20 protein-coding genes are annotated in these 16,690 nt (G+C 66.7%); 8 read left to right on the forward strand and 12 right to left on the reverse strand.

The window, feature by feature from the left end:
• The first annotated feature begins 186 nt into the window (after nucleotides 1-186).
• Nucleotides 187-594: an Arm DNA-binding domain-containing protein gene (locus Q0L30_RS25745; protein WP_367277767.1), complete on the forward strand. Its 408-nt coding sequence runs from the start codon at nucleotides 187-189 to the stop codon at nucleotides 592-594.
• A 53-nt stretch (nucleotides 595-647) separates the two neighbouring features.
• Here the strand turns inward: Q0L30_RS25745 and pqqD are convergent, their stop codons facing one another.
• Both pqqD and pqqA (Q0L30_RS25750) read right to left on the reverse strand, forming a co-directional pair.
• Nucleotides 648-938, reverse strand: coding sequence for a pyrroloquinoline quinone biosynthesis peptide chaperone PqqD (pqqD, locus tag Q0L30_RS03765; RefSeq protein ID WP_296651359.1), 291 nt, complete (start codon nucleotides 936-938; stop codon nucleotides 648-650).
• A 69-nt stretch (nucleotides 939-1,007) separates the two neighbouring features.
• Nucleotides 1,008-1,082, reverse strand: coding sequence for a pyrroloquinoline quinone precursor peptide PqqA (gene pqqA, locus Q0L30_RS25750; protein WP_085228737.1), 75 nt, complete (start codon nucleotides 1,080-1,082; stop codon nucleotides 1,008-1,010).
• A 384-nt stretch (nucleotides 1,083-1,466) separates the two neighbouring features.
• Here pqqA (Q0L30_RS25750) and Q0L30_RS03770 point away from each other — a divergent pair, with 384 nt between their 5' ends.
• The 6 genes from Q0L30_RS03770 to Q0L30_RS03795 all read left to right on the forward strand — a co-directional run bounded on the left by Q0L30_RS03770 (nucleotide 1,467) and on the right by Q0L30_RS03795 (nucleotide 7,349).
• Nucleotides 1,467-2,906 carry a HAMP domain-containing protein gene (locus Q0L30_RS03770; protein ID WP_296651361.1) on the forward strand — a complete coding sequence of 480 codons (1,440 nt, stop codon included), beginning with the start codon at nucleotides 1,467-1,469 and terminating at the stop codon, nucleotides 2,904-2,906.
• Nucleotides 2,903-3,550, forward strand: coding sequence for a response regulator transcription factor (locus Q0L30_RS03775; RefSeq protein WP_296651364.1), 648 nt, complete (start codon nucleotides 2,903-2,905; stop codon nucleotides 3,548-3,550). The genes Q0L30_RS03770 and Q0L30_RS03775 overlap by 4 nt, the downstream gene beginning before the upstream one ends.
• A gap of 166 nt (nucleotides 3,551-3,716) precedes the next feature.
• Nucleotides 3,717-4,862: a pyrroloquinoline quinone biosynthesis protein PqqE gene (gene pqqE, locus Q0L30_RS03780; protein ID WP_296651367.1), complete on the forward strand. Its 1,146-nt coding sequence runs from the start codon at nucleotides 3,717-3,719 to the stop codon at nucleotides 4,860-4,862.
• Between the two features lie 104 nt (nucleotides 4,863-4,966).
• Entirely contained in the window at nucleotides 4,967-5,476 is a 510-nt protein-coding gene (locus tag Q0L30_RS03785) for a urate hydroxylase PuuD (RefSeq protein ID WP_296651368.1), read from the forward strand.
• On the forward strand, nucleotides 5,473-6,609 hold the full coding sequence (gene serC / locus Q0L30_RS03790; protein WP_296651371.1) for a 3-phosphoserine/phosphohydroxythreonine transaminase: 1,137 nt from the start codon (nucleotides 5,473-5,475) through the stop codon (nucleotides 6,607-6,609). The genes Q0L30_RS03785 and serC overlap by 4 nt, the downstream gene beginning before the upstream one ends.
• A complete protein-coding gene (locus tag Q0L30_RS03795) occupies nucleotides 6,606-7,349 on the forward strand; it encodes a hypothetical protein (RefSeq protein WP_296651373.1) in 744 nt (247 codons plus the stop codon). The genes serC and Q0L30_RS03795 overlap by 4 nt, the downstream gene beginning before the upstream one ends.
• A 241-nt stretch (nucleotides 7,350-7,590) precedes the next feature.
• On the opposite strand, the gene pqqC is transcribed toward Q0L30_RS03795, so the two are convergent.
• From pqqC to pqqA (Q0L30_RS25755), 3 genes are all read right to left on the reverse strand, one after another.
• Nucleotides 7,591-8,316, reverse strand: a complete 726-nt coding sequence (pqqC, locus tag Q0L30_RS03800; protein ID WP_296651376.1) for a pyrroloquinoline-quinone synthase PqqC — start codon at nucleotides 8,314-8,316, stop codon at nucleotides 7,591-7,593.
• 2 nt (nucleotides 8,317-8,318) lie between these two features.
• Nucleotides 8,319-9,242: a pyrroloquinoline quinone biosynthesis protein PqqB gene (gene pqqB, locus Q0L30_RS03805; protein ID WP_296651378.1), complete on the reverse strand. Its 924-nt coding sequence runs from the start codon at nucleotides 9,240-9,242 to the stop codon at nucleotides 8,319-8,321.
• Nucleotides 9,243-9,308: 66 nt separating this feature from the next.
• Nucleotides 9,309-9,470 (reverse strand): pyrroloquinoline quinone precursor peptide PqqA, encoded by a 162-nt coding sequence (gene pqqA / locus Q0L30_RS25755; RefSeq protein ID WP_367277769.1) that lies wholly within the window; start codon nucleotides 9,468-9,470, stop codon nucleotides 9,309-9,311.
• A gap of 484 nt (nucleotides 9,471-9,954) precedes the next feature.
• On the opposite strand from pqqA (Q0L30_RS25755), the gene Q0L30_RS03810 reads away from it, so the two are divergent.
• Nucleotides 9,955-10,953, forward strand: coding sequence for an alpha/beta fold hydrolase (locus Q0L30_RS03810; protein ID WP_296651381.1), 999 nt, complete (start codon nucleotides 9,955-9,957; stop codon nucleotides 10,951-10,953).
• 34 nt (nucleotides 10,954-10,987) lie between these two features.
• Here Q0L30_RS03810 and Q0L30_RS03815 read toward each other — a convergent pair whose 3' ends face one another.
• From Q0L30_RS03815 to Q0L30_RS03845, 7 genes are all read right to left on the reverse strand, one after another.
• A complete protein-coding gene (locus Q0L30_RS03815) occupies nucleotides 10,988-11,203 on the reverse strand; it encodes a YXWGXW repeat-containing protein (RefSeq protein WP_296651383.1) in 216 nt (71 codons plus the stop codon).
• 88 nt (nucleotides 11,204-11,291) lie between these two features.
• The gene (locus tag Q0L30_RS03820; RefSeq protein WP_296651386.1) at nucleotides 11,292-12,449 is read right to left on the reverse strand and encodes a DUF1501 domain-containing protein; all 1,158 of its coding nucleotides are present in this window, start codon (nucleotides 12,447-12,449) and stop codon (nucleotides 11,292-11,294) included.
• A 3-nt stretch (nucleotides 12,450-12,452) separates the two neighbouring features.
• A complete protein-coding gene (locus tag Q0L30_RS03825; RefSeq protein ID WP_296651388.1) occupies nucleotides 12,453-14,003 on the reverse strand; it encodes a DUF1800 domain-containing protein in 1,551 nt (516 codons plus the stop codon).
• A 117-nt stretch (nucleotides 14,004-14,120) separates the two neighbouring features.
• Nucleotides 14,121-14,660, reverse strand: a complete 540-nt coding sequence (locus tag Q0L30_RS03830; protein WP_296651393.1) for a periplasmic heavy metal sensor — start codon at nucleotides 14,658-14,660, stop codon at nucleotides 14,121-14,123.
• Entirely contained in the window at nucleotides 14,657-15,145 is a 489-nt protein-coding gene (locus Q0L30_RS03835) for a hypothetical protein (RefSeq protein ID WP_296651396.1), read from the reverse strand. The genes Q0L30_RS03830 and Q0L30_RS03835 overlap by 4 nt, the downstream gene beginning before the upstream one ends.
• On the reverse strand, nucleotides 15,142-15,996 hold the full coding sequence (locus Q0L30_RS03840) for an RNA polymerase sigma factor (protein WP_296651398.1): 855 nt from the start codon (nucleotides 15,994-15,996) through the stop codon (nucleotides 15,142-15,144). Before Q0L30_RS03840 ends, Q0L30_RS03835 begins: the two co-directional genes overlap by 4 nt.
• A gap of 143 nt (nucleotides 15,997-16,139) precedes the next feature.
• Nucleotides 16,140-16,439, reverse strand: a complete 300-nt coding sequence (locus Q0L30_RS03845) for a YXWGXW repeat-containing protein (protein ID WP_296651399.1) — start codon at nucleotides 16,437-16,439, stop codon at nucleotides 16,140-16,142.
• Nucleotides 16,440-16,690: the final 251 nt, after the last annotated feature.

Consider the following 16,690-nt stretch of genomic DNA (forward strand, 5'->3'; position numbering starts at 1 on the left):
TGCTTTATTCCGCGGACAAGTTATGCTTAACGGCACAGAAGTCCGAAAACCCGCATCGCGTAAGGCGTTGCGGGTTTTTTGTTGTCCGCCGTAATTCGATTCCATCCGTCGTCACTCGACACGAGTGGGGGTACTTTCCGGGGGTACGTGAGAACTCCCAGCAGAATTAGCCCGGAGATACCCCCAATGCCACTGACAAACGTCCAGCCAAAGCAAGCCAGGCCTGGCTCCAGGCCACTGCATCTGTTCGATGGCGCTGGATTATTTCTGTTGATCACCCCGGCGGGGCAGCGCTACTGGCGGCTCAAGTATCGATTTACCGGGAAAGAAAAACTGCCGACACCTGGTGTGTGCCCTGAAGTTGCCTTGCTGAAGGCGCGGAAGCTGAGAGAGGACGCTCGTGAGAAGCTGCGCGACGCGCGTATCGGGAGAATGTATGTTCGGTCTCGCAGCGAGGCCGTGCAAAGCGGCCTCGGGCTTGTTCGGTCGGCCGGCGTGGATGTCCGTCGATCGCCGTTGGCGGTTCACGCTGGCCTGGTGCGGCTCCGATGCGCGGCGCCGCCTTCCTGGTCTGGATACGCAGAGCGGGGTTGAAAACGGTGTTCAACAGCCAGGTGACAGGTGGCTTCGCCCTCAAGGACTCCGCCTCAACACCTCAACCAGCCCCTTCCGCGCGCAGTATCGATAAACGACCGCGCCCCATCGGCGATCTGCTCTTCATCGGCGCCGGAATACGCTGCCTGAAGCTCCGCGACAATGTCCGAAACGCTGCGCTGTCCGTCGCAACGCTTCAAGATCTCACCCGCGCTCATATTGAGCTTGATAAGCCCTTCCGGATAAAGGATGACGTAGGCATCCTGACTGGCTTCCCAGCGGAAAACGAAATGCGGTGCGAGGCGCGGGCAGGCCTCGAGGGAGACGGCGAATTCGGTGGTCATGGCTGGATGCGGCGCTGGCGCCGGGCGGTGGTCCGTACTGCTACTGCTGTACGGCCGCCCGGCGTCGGCTTACCGGACGTAGACGTAAGCGGTAACCTCGAAGCCGAGGCGGATGTCACAAAAAGCCGGATTTTCCCAGGTCATGTCGAGTCTCCATTCATCGAGTTATGCGATGGCATCCTGTCATCGCGTGATTGATTATCGGCACGACGTTCACGCGAGAGCTAGCGATGTTTCACGAAAAGCACCTCATGAAAATCTGGACTCGTCGAGCATCGTCCCGTTTTGGAACAGTGCGCACCGCGATGTGTCCCGTAACGGCGCATTGACGCAGGCGCATTTGTCGCGATCGGCCGCGCGTCCGCCTCAACGCGGATATCCGCCTCCATTGATCGCTCCCCCACAGGCCAACGATTTCCTTTCCTCGCGCGGCGCACAGCCATGCACCTCGTTAAGGTGGTATTGAACTTGCGTCTTCTCGGCCGGAGGCAGCAGGCGCTCGCCTTCCACGAAAGAGGGCATGAGGAGATGACAACACAATCACAACGGGTGAAGTTGAGCCTGTCCACGCGCATCGGACTCGTGCTGACGGCGCTTGCCGCAGTGCTCGTCGCGGCGCTGGGCGCGATCTGGGTGCAGCAAACGCGCGACTCGATCCACGAGGAAATCACGGCCGCCACGCGCGTCGCCGAGCAATGGCTCGAGGTCTCCGCGCGTGAGTTGCAGGCGTATCCGACGGATTCGAACCGCGCGCGGCTGCTCGCGCACATCGTTGCGGTCGGCCGGATTCGCGCCAACGCGCTCGAAGTCATCGACGCGCACGGACAGCGACGCTATCTGTCGCCGCCGCCGACGTACAAGGCCGGTCGTTGGGCGCCTGCCTGGTTCACCGCGCTCGTCGAGCCCCGGTTTGCGCCGTGGCGCGCGCAAGCGGCGGACCTTACGCTTGTCCTTTACCCGGATGCGTCGCGCTCCACGCTCGATGCCTGGGACAACCTGTGCGCCATGACCGGCTGGGCCGCGCTTCTGCTCGCGGCGCTGTTTCTGGCCGCGCGCTTTGCGCTCAAGCGTGCGCTGTGCCCGCTTGGCCACGTGATGACGGCGCTCGACCGCACGGGCCAAGGCCACTTCGACACGCGCCTGCCCGTGTTTCCGATCCCCGAGCTGGGCCGCCTCGCCAGAGCGTTCAACGGCATGGCCGACCGGCTTGCGCAAGCAGTCGACGACAACATCCAGCTCGAAGCCGAGCGCGAATTGAGTGTCCGCGTGCAGGCGAGTCTCGAAGCCGAGCGGCGGCATATCGCGCGCGAGCTGCACGATGAACTGGCGCAAGGCATCACCGCTGTGCGCGCGCTTGCCGGTGTTGTCGCCCAGCATGGCGAAACGATACCCGCGCTGTGCCGGCCGGCCGAAAGCATCATCGTGGTGACGGGCCAGATGCAGGACGGCGTGCGCTCGATTCTCCATCGCCTGCGCGAAAACCCCGACAACGATCCGCTCTGCACCGACGAACCACTGCGCCGCCACGTCGACATCTGGCGGCAGAACTATCCCGACATCGTTCTCAGCGCGACCTTCGCCATCGGACCCGAACCGTCCGGCACGGCTTCGATGCACACCTTCCTGCGCGTCGTCCAGGAAGGGTTGACGAACGTCGTCCGCCATGCCCGCGCGACGCGCGTGGACCTCGCCTTGCGGCGCTCGCCGGATGGCGGCTGGCTGGAGCTCATTCTTGCCGACAATGGCGTCGGCTACCCCGGGCGCTCGCCGGCCGCCGGTTGCGGACTGGGGATGGCCGGCATGCGCGAGCGTGTGCGCGCGCTTGGCGGCGAGTTCGCGTTCGAGGCCATCGCGGGCCGCGGCGCCCGCCTTGCCGTGCGGCTGCCCGCCTTCGCCACACCTGCCGCAGTTACCGCAGTTGCCGCTGCCGCCGCTGCCGTTACGCCTTTGGAGGACCTGCGAGCATGAGCACACCACTTGCCGGCTATCGAATCTTGCTTGCGGATGACCACGCGATGGTCCGCACCGGCTTTCGCTTATTGCTCGAAGGCGCCGGTGCGACGGTCGTGGCCGAAGCCGAGAGCGGTGAAGAGGCCTTGCGCTTCTACGCGGAGTGCGCGCCTGACATCCTTGTCATGGACGTGTCGATGCCGGGCATCGGCGGACTGGCCGCGCTCGAACGGCTGCGCGCGCGCCATGCCGAGGCCCGCGTGCTGATGCTGTCGGCCCACCAGGACGCGATGATCCCGATCCGCGCGTTGAAGGCCGGCGCCACGGGTTACCTCAGCAAGCGCTGTCTGCCGCAAGCGTTGATTCAGGCCGTGCATCAGGTTGCGCAAGGCCAGCGTTATCTCGACCCCGAGCTTGCGCAGCAAGTGGCGCTCGCCCAGATCTCGGGTTCTGCGGATCCGGCGCAGGCGTTGACGGACAAGGAATTCGCGGTCTTCCTGCAATTGGCGCGCGGGCGCAGCGTCAACGAAGTGGCAAGAGACTTCCATTTGAGCGGCAGTACGGTCGGCACGCATCTTTATCACATCAAGCAAAAGCTCAACGCGGGCAACGCCGCCGAGCTTGCCGTCATCGCCATGCGCGCCGGCCTGCTCGAAGTGTGAAGGGCGGCCCGAACAGCGTGCTCTCATGAAATTCACGAGGCCGGTTTACTGGAAAGGCTGAGCGCACGTTCCATCGGATTGCGTTGCCGCCTCCTGGAACGGCGGTCAAGAATATGACAAAACGGCGGGCATTCAGCACCGCCAATAGAGCAGAAAGGAGACGGCGATGCCGAAGGAATCTCAAGGAGTCAGCCTCGACGGCCAGGGCAAGCCACTGTGGCTGACGCTCGAACTCACCTATCGCTGCCCGTTGAAATGCACGTGGTGCAACAACCCGCTCAACTTCAAAGACTACGAAAAGCGCGAGTTGTCCACGCAGGAGTGGAAAGACGTTCTGCGCGATGGGCGCGCGCTCGGTGCATTGCAGCTTGGGTTCTCGGGCGGCGAGCCGCTCGAGCGCGACGATCTCGAAGAACTCGTCGCGTATGCCGACGAGATCGGCTACTACACGAACCTGATCACTTCCGGCATTGGCCTGACCGAACAGCGGATGGCCGCGTTGAAGCAGGCCGGGCTCAAGCAGGTGCAGTTGTCGCTGCAATCGATGCATCCCGAACTGACGGACGAACTCGTCGGTGCGAAGGCGCACGCGCGCAAGCTCGAGGCCGCGCGTCTCATCAAGTCCCACGGTTTGCCGATGGTGCTCAACATGCCGGTGTGCCGCCAGAACATCGGCCAGATCGAAGCGGTCTGCGAGTTTGCCGCCGGCATTGGCATCGAGTACATCGAGTTCGCCAATATTCAGTACTACAACTGGGCGTTGCTCAACCGCGATGAACTGATGCCCACGCGCGATCAGGTGCGCGAAGCCGAAGCGGTGGTCGAGCGCTGGCGTCGCAAGCAGGGCGAGGACATGACGATCTACTTCGTCGTTCCCGACTATTACGAGAGCCGGCCGAAAGCGTGCATGAACGGCTGGGGCGCGATCCATCTGACGATCGCACCCGACGGCGTGGCCATGCCTTGCCAGGAAGCGCGTGTGATTCCGGGCCTCGAATTCGAGTCGGTCCGCGATAAACCGCTGTCGTGGCTGTGGCACGAATCACCGCTGTTCCGCAAGTATCGCGGTCTCGACTGGATGCCCGAGCCGTGCCGCTCATGCCCCGAGAAAGAGAAGGACTTCGGCGGTTGCCGCTGCCAGGCGTTCCTCCTCACCGGCGATGCGGCCAATACCGACCCGGCATGCAGCCGCTCGCCGCATCATCACCTGGTGACGCAGGCGGTAAGCCAGGCCGGGTCGCCGGTGCGCTTTCGCAAGCCGCTCATCAAACGCTGGGACAACGGCGTCTCGACCGCCTTCATGGAGGACTGAATGGCCCATCCCTATGACTCGGCGAGAGGCACGGTTGTGCTCGGCCTGCTGCTGACGGTGGCGCTCGTCGCGCTCGCGCAGCTTCTGATGGTGTGAGGCGCGTCATGACCAGTTTCGTCACCGTCGATCTCTTGTTGCGCTGGACGCATTTTCTTGCCGGCATCATCTGGGTTGGCCACAACTACGCCAACGTGATCCAGCGTCCGAACTGGCGTCCGCTGACGAGCGCCGATCTCGTCAACGATCAAAGCCCGCGTTTTCAGGCGTTGCTGAACCGGGAGCACGGCGTGTTCCGCTGGGCTTCGGTCGTCGCGTGGTCGGCGGGCATGCTGATGCTCTGGCGCTACGGCGCGCTCGTCGGCGCGCTTACGCTGCACGGCGCATTCGTGCCGATCGGCATCGGCGCTTACATCGGCACGCTGATGATGTGCAACGTATGGTTCGTGCTCTGGCCGCATCAGCAAAAGGTGCTCGGGTTCAAGCCCGCGTCGGTCGAAGAGCGCGTTCGCTGTGCGCGCATCACGCACTTGTCGTCGCGCACCAATACGATGCTGTCGATTCCGTTGCTGCTGTTTATGGCGATCGGCGTGCACGGCGGCCTTGTGCTGCGATGAACGCCGACACGCTCGCCCAGTCGCGCCCGGCCACCCGAAGCGGTACGCCATGGAACTTCGGCGCCGGCCCTTCGCGCCTGCCCGATGCCGTACTCGCGCGAGCCGGTGACGGCCTGCTTCGGCGCGCGGCCGACGGCATGGCGGCAATCGAGCGCCCGTTCGCGGGCACTGCGTTCCGCGAAATCCTGGCAGCCGCGCGCGAGCGGCTTGCCCGGCTGCTCGGCGTGCCCGATCACTATCGCGTGCTGTTTCTCTCGGGCGGTGCGACGCATCAATTTTCCGCAGTGCCGATGAATCTGCTCGATCCGTCGTCCGGATTGCGCCGTGCCGCCTATGCGGACTCGGGCTACTGGTCGCGCCGGGCGATTGCCGAAGCAAGCCGCTTTGCGGAAACAACCGTCATTGCGCGTCACGCGGGCGATACGCCGCTCGCTGTGCCGCCGCTCGGCGAGTGGACGCTGCCGCCCGACACGGCCTATTGCCACATCACGGCCAACGAAACGGCCGATGGCGTGGCCTGGCCGGCATGGCCCGAGACGGGCCCGGTTCCGCTCGTGGCCGATGCGAGCTCCTGCCTGCTCAGCGCGCCGATGGATGTCTCCCGCTTCGGACTCATTTACGCGAGCGCGCAAAAGAACATCGGGCCGTCCGGGCTCACGATCGTCATCGTGCGTGAAGACTTGCTGCATCGCCCTGCGTCGATGGCGCCCTTGCCGTTTCAATATCGGCTCCAGGCGGCCGAAGAAAGCTGTGCGAACACGCCGCCGATGCTGGCCGTTCACCTGGCTGCGCTCGTCTTCGAGTGGATCGAGGCATGCGGCGGCTTGACGGCGATGGCAGCCGCCAACGCGCGCAAGGCGTCGTTGCTGTATCGGGCAATCGACGAAAGCGGCGGCTTTTATGTCGCGCCCGTGGAACCCGGCCATCGCTCGCTGACCAACGCCCGCTTCCATCTGGGGCAGGCGTGCCTCACGGAACGTTTTCTCGATGAGGCCGAGGCTGCAGGGTTTATGCATTTGCGTGGCCATCGTCAGCTCGGCGGCGTGCGTGCGAGCCTCTACAACGCGATGCCGGAGGCCGGCGTCGAGGCGCTCGTCGGCTTCATGGCCGATTTCGCGGAGCAACACCGATGAGCGACGGCAGATGGCCTGCTCGCCTCGGGTTGGCCGGCGGTATCGACAAGGACGGCAGCCGGGCCGCCGAGTTGCTCGGGGCGGGATTCGACAGCGTCGAGTTCGGCACCGTGGCACCTGAAGCCGGACCGGACGGGCACCCCGGTGTTCGTGTGCTCGCCGCGCGCCTCGCCGCGTTGGCGCCCGCCGAACGCGCGAGAGCACGTGTGGGCGTCGGGTTGGGCATGAGCGCCGACGCGCCTGCATCCACGTTGCCAGGCGAATGGGCGCGTGGGCTGCACGAAGCCTGGGCCGTTGCCGACTACCTGAGCTTCAATCTGAGTGCGCGGCGTTATCGGCCTTTGTTGAATGCCGATTACGCGGCACTGCTCTTGCGCGCTTTTGCGAGCGTGGCCGCCGAGCGTGATCGACGCACACGCGAAAGCGGCCGCCACGTTGCAATTGCGCTGAAGGTGCCGCTTGCAGGTGACGATCCGTTTGCGCTCGCGGTGGCCGAAGGCGCCGCCGATGCCGGCTTCGATGCGGCAATTGGTGTTCTGCCCGAGGACGCCGGGCGACTCGGGCAGTTGGGCTTGCTTGCCGGCCGGTTGCGCGGCAAGGCTGCGGTGCTCGCCGTGGGCGGCGTGCGCACGGCAGCCGATGTGCGCGCCGCGCTGGAGGCCGGGGCCAGCGGCGTGCAGGTCCATACGGCCTTCACGCAGCTTGGCGGGCGCTGCCTTGCCGTGCTTCGCGGAGAATGAAAACCGGCCGGAAAAATTGAGGCATCGCATCCGCAAAGGCCGGTTCAACCTCGCACGGTTGAACCGCAAAGACACCATTACGCCCGCTGTCTGGAAGGCAGTCCTTTCAGCACGATGATGCAAGGGTGAATCCACCGGTTTTCACTCGCGCCCGGATCTGCACCGCAGCCCTTGCCGCTACCCCGAAGACGCCGCCGCAGGCGGGGGCGCAGCAGCATGCCGCTGTCTGCGCCACGCGTGTTCACAGGGGCCAGGCCTTTTCAACTCCATCGAGGATCGACCAGAGAATATCGAGCTTGAACTGGAGAATATCGAGCGCGCGCTGCTGCGCCTCGGGCGTGCGGAAGTGGTTCAGCGTGACTTCGAGACCGTGTTCGACATCGCGCTGGGCGAGCGGCACGCGGCTGCGGAAATAGTGCAGCCCGTCCGGTTCGATCCACGGATAGTGCGATGGCCAGCCAGCGAGACGATCGAGATGGATCTGCGGCGCGAACATTTCCGTGAGAGACGAGCACACCGCTTCCTGCCACGGCGCGCGGCGCGCGAAATTCACGTAGGCATCCACAGCGAAGCGGACCGAGGGCAGTACGAGCGACTGCGACCAGATCGTCGCGGAATCGATGCCCACCGCTTCGCCGAGGCGCACCCACGCCTCGATCCCGCCCGCGCCCCCACCATCGGCCTGGCCGTCGTGGTCCACGAGTCGCTGAATCCAGCGCCGGCGTGTGGCGCGGTCCGGGCAGTTCGACAGGATCGCTGCATCCTTGAGCGGAATGTTGATTTGATAGTAGAAACGGTTCGCCACCCAGCCGCGGATCTGCTCGCGCGAACACTGGCCGCTATTGAGCCGCTGATTGAACGGGTGATGGATGTGATAGTGCGACTCCAGCGCGCGCAGCCGCGCCTCGAATTGCTCTGGTGTCCACGGCGCGTCGTGCAATACCTGTGTGGGGAGCTGTGCGTTCATCTTCATACCTCGAGAACCATGCCGTCGTACGCCACATCGATGCCGCGAGCGCGCAGTTGCGCGTGCTCGTCGGAATGCGGGTCGAGAATCGGATTGGTGTTGTTAATGTGCGTGAGAACCTTGCGCGTGCCGCGCGGCAATGCTTCGAGCCAGTCGATCATGCCGCGGCGATCACCCTCGGCGCATTGCGCCAGATGTCCCATTTCGTCCGCGTGCTTGGTCGAGATACCCAGATCGATCATCTCCGTGGCAGTCCAGAACGTGCCGTCAACGAGCACGAGATCGGAACCGCGCATCATGGCATGGATCTCGTCCTGCATCTCCGCCAGGCCCGGTGCGTAGAAGGCCCGAGTACCGTTGATCAGATCCTCGATCAGAAGGGCGATGTTCGTGCCGTCGATGCTGCTCTGGCGAAATGGCGAATAGGGGGGCGCCTTGCCGTCGACGGCAATGGGCGTAAAGCGCAAGCCTTTGCATGCGGGAATCGTAAAGTGCTCGCCAGGCTGTATCTCATGCGTTCGCACGCCGCAGTAATGGCCGAGCAGCGGCACAAGCGGCAACCCCGTCGAGAGATCTTCCAGCACGGGCGCACACGCGTAGAGCGGCAGTGGTGCGGTGCGCTCGCGCAGCATCAGCAACCCGGTCACGTGATCGATCTGCGCGTCGCTCAGCACGACCGCCGCGATTCCGCTGTCGCGTAGTGTCCGCGCGGGCTGCATGTCAGGATGCGCGCGCAACTGTGTGAGCACGTCGGGAGACGCGTTGACGAGAATCCAGTCGACACCGTTATCGCTGACCGCAATCGACGATTGCGTGCGTGGCAGCACATCGCCGCGGCCGTGGCGCGCGCGGCGACAGTTCGCGCAGTTGCAGTTCCATTGCGGCAGGCCGCCGCCCGCGCCCGAACCCAGTATTTTGATTTTCATGGTCGTTGCTTCCGGTCGCCGCCCGCAACGCCGTTCGGGCGCTGTGGGCGGCGGGTCCCGGCCCGCTTAGCGATTGGCGACATACATCGTGATTTCAAAGCCGAAACGCAGGTCGGTGTACGACGGCGGGGGCCATTGCATGGCATGTCTCCTTGTGTGCAAATGAATTGCTATTGGATGGAAGAACCACACTGGATGCGCGGCCGTTTCCTTTGAAGCAAGAGGCATGCCGATGCCGATACACGAAGCGCGCAAGACGCGCGAGCGGGACTTCGCGCGATGGCCGGCAAGGACACTCTGGTTTTGCAGACGCAAGCGGGCCGAACGTGTCGCTGCCCGACGCGTTCGGGAAATGCGCGGTGTTGATTTTTGGAACACTGGTGCCGCAGGATGCAACACCGGTGTGACAACGCGCCCGGGAAAAAGCGTGGCGAAGACGGTGGAGATAAAGCAAGCTCCAAGCTCTGCGCCATCTATTCATTGGTTCGGCTCAGGCGGGGTGTACCAAATGCGTGCGCAACGGGCAACATGTCCTACCGGCGCCATGCGGGCTGACGTCACGCGCTCGCAGGCCTGACCGTGTCTTACCGCAAATGAGCCAGGATACGATTTGCGGACTCACCCCAGGTTGTACCAATTCGTACATCGTGTGCGATTCTTGCTTGGTTGCACCCCTCTTCTCCACTACGCGCTCGTGACGAGCGGCCCATTCATGAGCAGACAAACTTCCGGCTGGCCAACTTCGTGCGGCCCGCTGCGCCACCTGCGCCTGAGTAGGGATGGACATTCAATCGCGTTCACGGTTGCGGGCGAGAGCACGGCGCAGACAGTCGTCGTGCTGCATGGCGGCCCGGGCAGCGCAAGTCAGCCCGGCATGCTGGCCTTGTTTGACCTGACGAAAACGCGTGTCGTACTCGTCGATCAACGTGGCGCGGGCGAGTCGCGTCCACGCGGCGGGTTGCGCGGCAACCGCACGGACCGCCTCGTTGCGGATCTCGAGGCGATTCGCCGCGCGCTCGGCATCGCGCGCTGGGGTGTCGTCGGCGGTTCCTGGGGCGCCGCGCTTGCGCTCGCGTATGCAGGTCAGCATCCCGCAAGTGTGCTGGGCGTCGTGCTGCGCGGCCTCTTTCTGACCTCGCGACATGAAGTACGGCACCTGTTCGTGACATCGCGCCACAAAGCGCCACGCGCCTGGCGGCGCCTGTACGCCGCGGCGGGATGCACCCGCGCGAGCGCCTTGCTCGCATGCTGTGGGAAGCGATTACAGCCTGGCGCGGCATACGCGCGCCAACGTGAGGTCGCGCTCGCATGGCGCGCGTACGAAGAGGCGATACTCGCCTCGTCGCGGCCCGGCCGTGCTACGGCCTCTCGTCCACGCCGCGCAAACGCGCCGAAGGCCATGCGCACGCTCATCGCCAAGTACCGGGTCCAGACGCATTACCTGTTGCGCGACTGCTGGCTCGGCGAGCGGCGCTTGCTCGCTTTCGCACGCAACGCACAGCACGCAGGCGTACCGATCCATGCCGTGCACGGCCTGCGCGATCCCGTATGCCCGGTCCGCAACGTCGATCGTCTTGCGAAAGCAACGCCTGGCGCGCACATCACGCGCGTACCCGGCGGACATCTCGCCAGCGATCCCGCACTGAAGCGCGGTGTCACGCAGGCGATACGGGCCATGTTCGCCAGCGCGCCGCAGTACCGATCGAACTAATTCGAACTGCTGGCAATTTCCGGCGCCACGGAAATCAGTAAGCCCCGACCCAGTGCCCAGGCACCCACGCCCAGTGATTGCCTTCCCAGCGGTAGTGTCCCTTCACCCAGCGATAGCCTGGCGACGGCGCGGGCGGCATGACTTCGACGCGCGGCGCAGGTGCGGGCGGCCGCGCGGGTTCCACCACGCAGGCAGAAAGCAGGGTGGCGCCCGCGAGCAGGGCGGTGAGAAGCATCGGCTTCGTCTTCACGATTCAGGTCCTCCTTGATGTGCGGATTTATGGTTGGTTCGACGGCGTTGTGACCGGCCGTTCAGGTCTCTTCGCGCCGGACCCGCGGTCATGTGCGTATCAGGCCCGTGATGGGTCTTGTCGTGCCTGCACCAGCAAACAGCGCGGCGGCCGTGCGTTGCGGATCGAGGCCGAGGCTTTCCGCGGCGGCGCCCGCGATGAGCGCATCGAGCGAAGCGGTCGGCTTGAGGTCGCGTCCCTCGTAGAGATCGGCGCTGCGCAGGCCAGGCCAGTCGGCGATCACGCGTGCGCCCGCGACCGCGCCGCCCGCGAGCATCGCTACCGACCCCTGGCCGTGGTCGGTGCCGCCCGTACCGTTGGCGGCGGCCGTGCGCCCGAACTCGGTCGCGACGAGCACGGTGGTCTGCTTCCACACCGGCCCGAGCCCGTCGCGCAGCGCGGCGAGCATCGTGTCGAGCGCCTTCAGTTGATTCGCGAGGCGCGCGTTCTGCGCGCTGTGCGTGTCCCAGCCGCCCGTTTCGATCATCGCGATGCGCGGGCCATCGGGACGCGCGAGAAAATCCGCAGCGAGCTTGCCGAGGCTTGCGGGGTCCTGCTTCGCGCTCGCGTCGCCGGCGAGTCCACGCGCGTTCATCGCCGATGTCCAGAGTCCGTGCAGTTGCGCATCGCTCTCGTAGAGCGCCGATACGCGCGTGAGCAAATCGTCCGAAGCGGCGGGCAGCGCGGACGGCGCATACGACGTCGCGCGCGCCGGGCCGCGCAATGCGAGCGGCACCGTGGGCGCGAGCGCGATGGCGCCGTCGCCGTCGCCGTGCATCGGCCCCACTTGCGCGACGAGCCGGTTGAGCCAGCCGTCCTTCACCTGGTACGGCGCGCGGCCGCCCGTTTCCAGCACGTTCTGACCGTCGAAGTGCGAGCGGTCGCGATACGGCGAAGCGATCGCATGCACGAAGAGCGCCTCGCCCGAGCGATACATCTGCGCGGTATGCGCGAGCGAAGGATGCAGCGCGAACGTGCCGTCGAGCCTGGCGGCGTTTGCGGTGTCGATGGCGAGTTCGCCGCGCAGCCCCGCATACGCGGGATCGGCGTATGGCACGACGATGTTCAGGCCGTCGGCGGCGCCGCGCTGGATCACGAAAACGAAGCGCCGGTCGGTGGCGGCGTGCGCGAAGACGAGTTGCGGTGCGACGAGCATCGCGCCCGCACCGGCGGCGGCGACGCGCAGAAAGCGGCGGCGGGAGAGCATGCGTTATCTCCTCAGGAAGTCGGGCGAGACGAGCAGCAGGGCGACGGCGGTCTGGGCGCTTTCGGCGTGCGCGACGGCAGTGGCCGTGGGTGCGCCGAGGGTGCCGGGCAGCACGCTCTGGCCGAGCGTGCGCGGATCGAGCCGGTCGCCGACGAGCGCGGCGAGGCGCTGCGCGACCTCGACGCGGCGCACGAGCGCATCGGGCGCGGCCCAGCTCGCGGCGATGTCGTCGTAACCCGCGGGCGAACCGGGGCGCCAGACGGGCTGGCCTAGTTGCGTGAGCAACGGTGCGGCGTTCAGGTCGCCGCGATCGCGCCAGCCGAGCGCGCGCATCGACGAAACGGTCCAATCCCACGGCGTCTTGAACTTCGCATGGGCGCCGGCCCACGTTTGCGGCGATTCCACGAGCGCGCGATACACGGCCGGCAGATCGCCGCCGCTTCGTTCGAACGTCTGCGCGAGATGCGCGGTGAGCGCGGGCGGCGGGTTGTCGGCCACGAAATGACGCGCGAGCTGAAACGCAATGTGGCGGCTTGTGGCGGGCGCCTGCGCGAGGTCGCGCAGGACGGCGAGCGCCTGTCGTTCGCCATCCTGACCATATTGACGGCCCATCACCGTGCGCGTGCCGGGTTCGTGTAGCGCGGGGCGAAACACGAACGCGCCGGGTGCCGCATTGCCCGGCTGCGGTCCGCGCACGCCCGCCACGCTCCAGCCCGTGAGCGCACGCGCGAATTCGGTGACGTCCGCCTGCGTGTAGCCGGTGCGCACGCCCAGCGTGTGCAGCTCCATGATTTCGCGCGCGAGATTCTCGTTGAGGCCGCGCCTGTGTACGGGATCGCGCGCGTCGGCGCGCAGCGCGGCGCGGCTGTCCGGGCCCATGGAGCGGATCTGGTCGAGAAAGATCTGCATCGCGGCATGTTGCTCGACGGCCACCAGCAAGTCGGCGAATTTGCCGAGCACGTGCGGGCGGATCGCCTCCATCTCGAACGATCCCGCGAGTCCCGCGAGCGCCGGTTTGTCGACCGAGACCGCGAAGTGATTCGACCAGAAATGCACGAGGCGCTCGACGAAAGGCGTGTCCGTTTGCAGCGCGCTCGTGAGGCGCGCGTTCACGGCGCCGCGGTAGACCTCGACGCTTTCGCGCCGGATCGCGCGGTTCACGGCCTGGTTCACGGCCTGGTTCACTGCCTGGCGCGCGGCCTGGGCTGTGGCCTGGCTTGCCGACTGAGTCGTGGCCGGCCGGGTCGCGGCCGGATTCGTCGCGGCGGGCGAGGCGTTGCCGGCGGTGTTGTTCGTGGCGCTTGCCGGTGTGTCGTTGCCGGGGCCGCGGAGCGCGCCGCCGCTCATCCCCTGCAGACGCTCTTCGCCGAAGCGCGTCGTGAGCGCGATGGCGCCGGGCTGGCCGCGCCAGGCGTCGGGCAGCGGCTCGTAACGGGCGAACTGATCGAGCAGCCAATGTTGCGGATTGGCGGGCGGCGCCTCGTCGGGGCGCGCGCCGAGGCCGAAGCGATTCATGGCGATCGCGGCGGCGGGGGCGGTGTGCAGGCTGTCCATGCGCGGTCCTCGTGGCTTCTCGTGGCGTGATGTACTTCACTTAAACGCCGTGAAGTCGAGAATCCGTCGCAGGGACGCCGATTTTTTGGGCGCTTTCCGTTCGCGCGCGGTGCCGGTTCAGTTCGCCGCGCCGGCTTCGCTGGCCGTGCTCGCGGCGCGCGCCGCCTTGCGTGACGCAGGCAGACGCCATTGGCCGCTGCGCTTCAGGCCATCGGCGAACTTGAGGCGCTCGTCGGGCGTGAGCGTGGCCGCATAGTCGGCGACGCCGCTTTCCACCTTCGCGCGCAACGCGCTGTCGGCTTCGCGCGTGTGCGCGAGCGCGGCGTCGAGCGCGGCACGGTCGAGTTGCGGCGCGGCGAGCAGGTCGAGCACCTCGCGGCGGTCTTCGCGGGCCGCGCGCGCGTCGTCACGGCCTTCGCGTCGCGCGGCCCTGAGCGCATCGAGGAACTGCTGCTGACGCTCGGGCGTCAGGCCGCTGGTGGCGAAACGCAGCGCGACGCGCGGCGCGGGCGGCGTCTGGGCTTGCGACAACACTTGCGTTTCGGTCGCGCCGCGCGCGGCGAACCAGCGCCACGCGCCGCCCGCGATCGCGCCGAGCAAAAAGACGTTGAGCAGCACCGAGCCCACCATCAGCGCTTTCCAGGAGCGGCCGTTCATTCGTCGCTCCAGTCGGCGCTCGAACCGCCGAAGCTCGTGCCCAGATAGCTGCTTTCGTGGGCGTATTCATGCGTCGGGTCTTGCGATGCTTCGTGCGCGTCGAACGTCCCGTAGACGGCGGGCGCCGGACTGCCGAGCAGCATGAGCGACATGGCGAGCGCGCCGGCCAGCGCGCCCGCGAGCCCCGCGCCCGCGAAGGCCGCGCCGGACCACCAGAAGCGGCGGCGATTCGACGGCGTTTGGGCGCGTACCGGCACCGGCACGGGCGCACTCGCCATGATCTGCTCGATGAGCGCGTGCGAAGGCGGTGCGACCCGGTCGCGCGCGAGCCAGGCATCCAGCTCGAGCGCGGCCTTAAGCGTGGTTTCGGCTTCGGCGCGATGCGCGCGCGCCCAGGCGAGCGCATCGGCGCGTTCCTGCTCGGGCCAGCGCCGCGGGTCGGCGCCCCAGGCTTCGACGAGGGTGTGGAATCGTTCGGGTGTCATGCGGAGTCCTTGCCGGCGCTTTCACCGGCCAGTTGTGTGCGCAACGTGCGCCGGGCGCGCGCCAGCAGGCTTTCGAGCGCGTCGGCCGAAATGCCCATCAGGTCGGCCGCTTCCAGGTTCGAAAGCTCCTGATAATAAGTGAGCACGAGGGCTTCGCGTTGCCGCACGGGAAGCGCGGCCAGCGCCGCGCGCACGCGTTCGTCGCGCGTGCGGGCCTCGATGCGCTGATCGGGCGCGGCGGCGGGATCGGGTTCGTCGGGCAGCGTGTCGGCGGGCTCTTCGCGGCGTCCGCGCAAACGGTCGAAGCACAGGTTGAGCGCCACGCGATGCAGCCAGGTGTCGAATTTCGCTTCGCCGGTGCGCCAGTGCGGCGCCTGCTTCCAGATGCGCACGAAGGCCTCCTGGGCGATGTCTTCCGCTTCCATGCGGTCGCCGAGCATGCGCGTGGCGAGCGCGAGCAGGCGCGGCAGCTTGCTCAGCACGAGCGTACGCACCGCGCCCGCGTCGCGCGCGCCCACTCGCGCGATGAGTTCCGCGTCGGGGTCGCGCTCGCTCAAGGCGCGGCACCGTGGCGCGGACGGCGCATCCGTTGCGCTCGCATCGTTTGCGGCGTGCGCTGCATTTGCCGCATTTGCCGCATTCGCAGCATTCGCAGCATTCGCTGCATTCGCAGCATTCGCAGCATTCGCAGCATTCGCAGCATTCGCTGCGACGGTTGCGCTCGCCGCGGGCCGGGGTGCGGCGGTGCAGGGTCGTGCCGCACGAGTCTCATCGTGGTCCCCTCCCAGGGCGTGCGCCGGTTCGGGATGCGCCGCCCGGGCGGCAGCGTCATCCGGTTCGCGAACGTTCAATATACGACGACCGCGGGCCGGTAGTGGACCGGACGGGCCGGTACCACGACGCAGCCCGTCATGATGGCCGTGGCGAGCGTGAGCAGGATGAGCGTCTTCATGGTCGTGCGCCGTGTCGGTCGGAATCATTCGCCTGAGCCGGCTCAGGCCCAGTGGCCCGGCACCCAGCGCCAGTTGGGGCCGCGCTCGACCCAGTGCCCCGGCATCCAGCGGTACCCGACGCGAATGACCCGCCAGTGGCCCGGACGCCAGACGTAATCGCCGTGGGCCCAATGCCAGTGGCCGGGGTCCCAGGCGTAGCCCGCGCGCGGCGGCGGCACGGTTTCGACGCGCAACGGAGGCGGCGCGTGCGGCGCGACGATGATGGTCTGCGAGAACGCGGACACGCTGGCGAGCGCCAGGACGGCGGCGCTCACCAGCGCGCGAAGCGGCTTGACTGGCATGGAAACTCTCCCGTGGTTCGTGGCAGGCGCGGTGCTGACATGGCCCTTGTGCGAATTAAACGGAACGGCGCGCGGAAATCCGTCGCGGGAGAGGCAAATATTTTTCTTCGCTGAATCGCTTCTTCACTACCGTCCCGCTCCGGAACGAACGCTACACCGTCACCGGACGAATCGCGGGGAGCGGGTCGCGCACGCGCAGTCGATACGCGACCGGCGATTGGTGCCGAAGCGACAACAGAGTGCGCACTCCG

This window comes from Paraburkholderia sp., from assembly GCF_024281035.1.
Lineage (GTDB): Bacteria > Pseudomonadota > Gammaproteobacteria > Burkholderiales > Burkholderiaceae > Paraburkholderia.